The following is a 5,387-nucleotide window of genomic DNA, read 5'->3' as shown; positions in this document are numbered from 1 at the left end:
TTTCCATGTCGAAGGTGTGGCTCAGGAGTCGGCTACCATCGGGCATCTGGGCCTCAAATTCACGAGGGGTCAGATGGGTTACAGGTGCGGTCATAGGTCACCGTGGAGAGAAACGCGGGAGGACGGTGTGGTTTTTATATAGCAATACACAGTGCAGTTAGGACGTTAGTAGTGAGGACTTAAGTCCTCACTACGAGCCTTGACAGCCATCAATTTGTCCTAATCCACCAGTTTTTGATATATCGTAATACGTCACTATCCAGACTGGAAAGATGCATGGTAACCCGTGAATCAGGGCGATCATCTTGCCTTGGTCTAGGCAGCGACGACGTTACCTATGGCTTTATGCCTAAGCTCTAGGGCAGAGACTACCCTTCCGACGGTCGCACCTTTGAACCCTCACAAGGATTAACGGCGAATAGTGGACATGGCGGAGGGTGATGGATGGTGAGGTTGACGGCAGAAGATGTTTCCATTGTGGACATGGGTTGGTTGTTGTAGGCATAACACTAGCAATGGCGAGGGTTGCAACAACAGAGGTTACAGCAGTGGAAATTTTGTTCATAGTTACTTACCGTATTTGAGTACAGCAGCGCGCGCTATACTCTCCTATCGGTTAGGCTCTGCGGAAAAATTTATTCAGCTCTGCTGATTCAGCAAGGCATGCATAAACTCCGTTGCCTAGGGTGCAACTTTCGCCGTGGTGTTTCACAACCTGATGAAGAGAGAGTGATACTCTCTATCCTAGTCATGATTTTCTGCGCCATCATGCTGGTTATTGTGCTGGCAGAGGGAATCTTCTCCCCCAACACGCTTGAGCTACCTGAACCTCAAACATCTAAAATTATCAGGCTCAAACAAGTCCGCCAGCCCGAGCTTCTGGCAGCTTAACCCTTGGTCGTGACCGGTAAGCTTTTACTAAAGTGAGGTACTTAACACACCTAGCTACCTGCAACCGCATGGATCCTCTAGGTTTCTCAGGTATGCTGACTGGCTACTAGCACCTTATGTCTGTAGCCATACAACTGATAATTCTCCCTGAAAGACTTCATTATGCAGTGAAGCATGACACTGCTACTATGCATAGACGGGGAATATTAACGTTTGCACTTGAGGGAGGTCAGTGACTTGAGTTTGTTGGCACAGTTACAAAAACAACGTTTGCAATATATTGTGGATAGTTACAACCTTGCGGGTGCCCAGGGGGAGGCGTTTGCTAGCTACCTTCAGGTGATGATGCAGGCCTTTCCGGCACCACTCTTAGAACTGGCGATCGTAGACACGTTGGTAGATCACTGGTTATCAGTACCGTTAGTGCGCGGCGTGGCTTTTTTAGAGGAGACGTACCAAAAGTTGCAGATGTGGGAGCAGCAGTCGATCGCCAACACTATTACCCCTGACCAGTTTCAACAATTGACGGGGCTAGATCCAACACCAGTGTTTGGCTTAGTACAAAGCATTCTTTCCACGCCTAAACTCTAGAACAGAGTCAGCATTCAGACAACGCCAGAACAGCACCAGTTTCCACCAACACCCTAGTCGCCACCAACACCAATGTTGGTGCCATGGATCTGGGCATTAACCAGAGTAACGCCAAGCAGCGAGGCATGAGTGACATCGGCATGATACATCTGTGCCCCCGTCAAGTTAACTTGGTTCAGGTTAGCGTAGTTGAATGAGGCGTTGGTAACCATGGCTTGAGAGAGATCTGCACCTGTCAGATCTGCCTTTGTAAAATCAGCACCTTCTAGGTTAGCGCCTACAAGCTTGGCACCCCGCAGGTTTGCATTTCGCAGATCTGCCCCCAACAAGTGAGCACCTTGCAGGTCTGCGCCCGACAAGTCACAGAATGGACAAGCCCCTGTAGTTAACAGTTGTTGCACATGCTCTGGGTTGGCACCACGAACAGGAGTTGTCAACAGTAGGGCTGTAATGGTGGCCAGCGTAGCGATCGTCAACGGTTTGATCATCGTTGCCCTCCAAACTGTAGTGATAAAGTGTTGGGCGGTAGAGCCAGCTCAAGCGACAGAGCACTAGCGTCCTACCACTATTATCCCTCACTACAAAAGGCTAGAAGACCTTTACGCACGGGATGTTGATTTTCTTAACCATCGACACGCTCAAGCTGCCAAAGAATTTGATTGCCCTCGCGCCGAACTCGTGAGACAACCCAATTGCGCCATACCCAATGATCGCCACGGCTAGTAACTGCGCTAGCATTCACATCCATCAAGTCTGCAAGTTCAGAACTGGTGATGAGATAACCTTTGCGAGCGACTTCATCCGCAATCCGCAGGGTATCAACCAAGTTACGAAGCTGCCCAACCCGCACTTCGCGGGGAAGGTCATCAAGGCTATCTGGTGGAGTTGAAACAGGAGAGTCTGTCATTGCCAAGCCTGGGGTAATAAGGGCATGATCGTTCACAGAGGATTTTACGACGGTGACTTGACTCATGTCTGCTATCTGCGTTAAGGAATGTTGTGATTTTTTTACATCTGTAACTAAATGATCACTCACCCGCAATTCAATGGGCTTGTGCAGCGAAAACGAACGCGCAATTTGATCACAGCGCTCATTCCCCTCATAACCAGCATGGGCTTTTACATAGTTCCATCTCACTAAGGCAGAATTGAGAGCATCAAGCCGCTGCCATAGATCTTGATTCAGCACTGCTTCGCCCTTTGACGTTTTCCAGCCTTTTTTCTTCCAGCTCGATATCCATTTTGTGATGCCGTTGCGCAGATAGTCGCTATCGGTGTAGAGCGTGACTGGCTCAGATGGGTTGACCTGTTGCCAGAACTCTAGCGCTGCGATCGCTGCCTGCAGTTCCATGCGATTGTTCGTAGTGTGTGGTTCTGCACCACCAAGTTCATGCACAGTGCCGTCGGAAAAATAGATGACCACACCCCACCCACCTGATCCTGGATTGCCAGAACAGGCTCCATCCGTGTAGATACTCTTAATATTGCCCATGAGTAATTCAGTGTTAGTACAGAAGTAACTATTAGCCTATACAGCTTAACAACTGCCTAGTTAAAGCTACCCCTAGTAGTTGATCAGTTTTTCACACCCTACCTGTGGAAAACTCTGTGGAAAACTTAGCAACATTGCTAGTGACGATGACTTCAACAGTAGTGCTTACAAGGTAATGATTTGCAAAAAGGAGGGTAAGGAACATCGTCTCCCGTAAGGAAGGGTAGACCTTTTGACTCCTAGTTGATCATTACATCGTTTTTATGACTACCACTTCAACGAGTTTATAGAGCCAATATGTTTCCCACAAGACTGCGCTACGCTGATTAGGAGAATCGTAGTTTTGACCGTGATCATGCCGTTACTTCCCGATGCCAATCAGTTACCACAGACCTGTGAATCCATGGATCATACTCACTTGCAACAACAACTAGCTGCTCAAGCAAGTGAATTGGTTACCATGCAAGCGAAGGTTCAGCAATTAGAGGAGGCATTAGCTGCAAGTGAGGCTCGTTGTCGGGCTGCTGAGAGCACATTAGGAGCAATCCTCAATAGTCCAGTTGCTGCCATCAGCTATGGGCGAGCTTATGCTGATCGACGCATAGAAATTGTCTGCCTATCAGCAGGGTTTGAGGTTATTTCTGGTTACACTCTCGCAGAGTTGCAGACCAGTCCTGGCTTATGGCTCTCGCGAATTTACCCTGAAGACTTAGAACAGGTTGTGCTACCTTCCTTCGAGCATCTGTTTGCTGGCGAGACTCGTAATCTTGAGTTTCGACTTTATCATAAGAATGGTTCACTGCGTTGGGTATCTGCTGTTTGCACCGCCACATGGGATGGGAGCCACGGTTGGTGGGAATTGATCGGTTTTTTCCAGGATATTACTGATCGTCAACAACTCCTGCATGCACTCCGTACTTCAGAAACTAGGCTAAGCGATATTCTCAACACAACCCTTGTGGCGATTACGAGTTTCTATATCTTTGACGACGATCGGCGCTTGGAATATTGCTATGGTTCTGCGGGCTGTGAATTAGTGTTTGGTTATACAGCGGAAGAGTTTTTGGCTGATAGTAATCTCTGGTTATCGAGGGTACACCCCGACGATCGCTTTATTGCCGTCCAGTTTTCCCATCAGTTTTCTCCTGGCAAAATTATTGAGCAGGAATATCGGTTTTTCCACAAGGACGGCAGATTGCGGTGGTTAATGAGTAAGATAGTTGCCCGTCGCGATCAAGCTTTGGGCTGCTGGGTGTTTACTGCAATGGACACCGATATTACCGATCGCAAACACACAGAGCTAACCCTCAGCCGTTTGAACCAACGGCTAGAGCAAGAGGTAAAAGAACGCACTGCTAGCCTTGCTGAGCGCAATGCAGAGTTAGAGTCAATGTTTCGGGCGTTTCCTGATTTATTGTTTCGTCTTGCTGCTGATGGTACCCACCTTGACTATAAATCTCAAGGCTCAGAAGGTCTATATTGCCCACCAGAAGAATTTATGGGGCGAAAAATTCAAGATGTGCTGCCACCTCCAGCCGGACAACAGCTATTTACAGCCATCCAAACCTGTCTGCAACGCAACACCATTGTGGACGTTCACTACACGTTATCCATCCAAGGTCGTCAAGAATATTATGAAGCCCGAATTGTTCCCTACAAGCCTGACCAAGTGTTACAGATAGTCCGCAATGTTACGCAGCAGCAGCAAGCTGAACGAGCGTTGTATCAGAGTGAGGCATTGTTTCGTCAGTTGTTTGAGGAAGCGCCGATCGCCATTACTCTGGCCGATCCAAAAACAGGCAAGATCATTCGTTGCAATTCTCTTCTTAGTGAAGTGACCGGTTATAGCCTTGCTGAACTAATGACCATGAGCTTTGTTGACTTCACTCACCCCGAAGATATTGCTGCCGACTTCAGGAGTCTACAACAATTGCTTGCAGGCGCTACCTCTCGATATCAAATGGAAAAGCGCTATATCCACAAAGATGGACATCAACTGTGGGTGCACCTTGTGGTGTGTTTAATTCGTGACCAGGCTGGGAATCCCCTCTACGCCTTGGGAATGTCGAGAGACATTACAGAGAGTAAACGGATAGAAACAGAGCTAATTCGCAATCGTGATCTATTCCAAGCTACGTTTGAGGAGTCAGCAGATGCGATTTTTTTGGTTGATCAGGCGAGCTTGCTCATCATTACTTGTAATCAGAGAGCTGTCGAGTTATTTGAAGCAGATAGTCGAGAAGACTTAGTTGGGGTCTATGGGCCAACACTGCATAAGAGTCCACTGACACCGGAGCAACAATTCAGTCTATTTGTGGAAGCAACGGAGTATGGCTGTGCCCAACTAGAGGTGGAATATTTAACGAAAACAGGGCGTAGCTTTTGGGGCAGTCTGACTGTGAAACTGATAACC

General features: G+C 47.9%; 4 protein-coding genes. 2 read left to right on the top strand and 2 right to left on the bottom strand.

From position 1 onward, the window contains the following. Positions 1 to 1,128: 1,128 nt before the first annotated feature. Positions 1,129 to 1,482, top strand: a complete 354-nt coding sequence (locus NZ772_12995) for a hypothetical protein (GenBank protein ID MCS6814467.1) — start codon at positions 1,129 to 1,131, stop codon at positions 1,480 to 1,482. A 53-nt stretch (positions 1,483 to 1,535) separates the two neighbouring features. Here the strand turns inward: NZ772_12995 and NZ772_12990 are convergent, their stop codons facing one another. Beyond that, on the bottom strand, positions 1,536 to 1,970 hold the full coding sequence (locus tag NZ772_12990; GenBank protein ID MCS6814466.1) for a pentapeptide repeat-containing protein: 435 nt from the start codon (positions 1,968 to 1,970) through the stop codon (positions 1,536 to 1,538). 134 nt (positions 1,971 to 2,104) lie between these two features. Beyond that, positions 2,105 to 2,974: a ribonuclease HI gene (gene rnhA / locus NZ772_12985; GenBank protein MCS6814465.1), complete on the bottom strand. Its 870-nt coding sequence runs from the start codon at positions 2,972 to 2,974 to the stop codon at positions 2,105 to 2,107. Positions 2,975 to 3,323: 349 nt separating this feature from the next. On the opposite strand from rnhA, the gene NZ772_12980 reads away from it, so the two are divergent. After that, on the top strand, positions 3,324 to 5,387 hold a 2,064-nt coding region (locus NZ772_12980), incomplete at its 3' end, for a PAS domain S-box protein (GenBank protein ID MCS6814464.1).

The sequence above is a fragment of the Cyanobacteriota bacterium genome, from assembly GCA_025054735.1.
Taxonomy (GTDB): Bacteria; Cyanobacteriota; Cyanobacteriia; order SKYG9; family SKYG9; genus SKYG9.
This window is presented reverse-complemented; position numbering and strand designations above follow the sequence as displayed.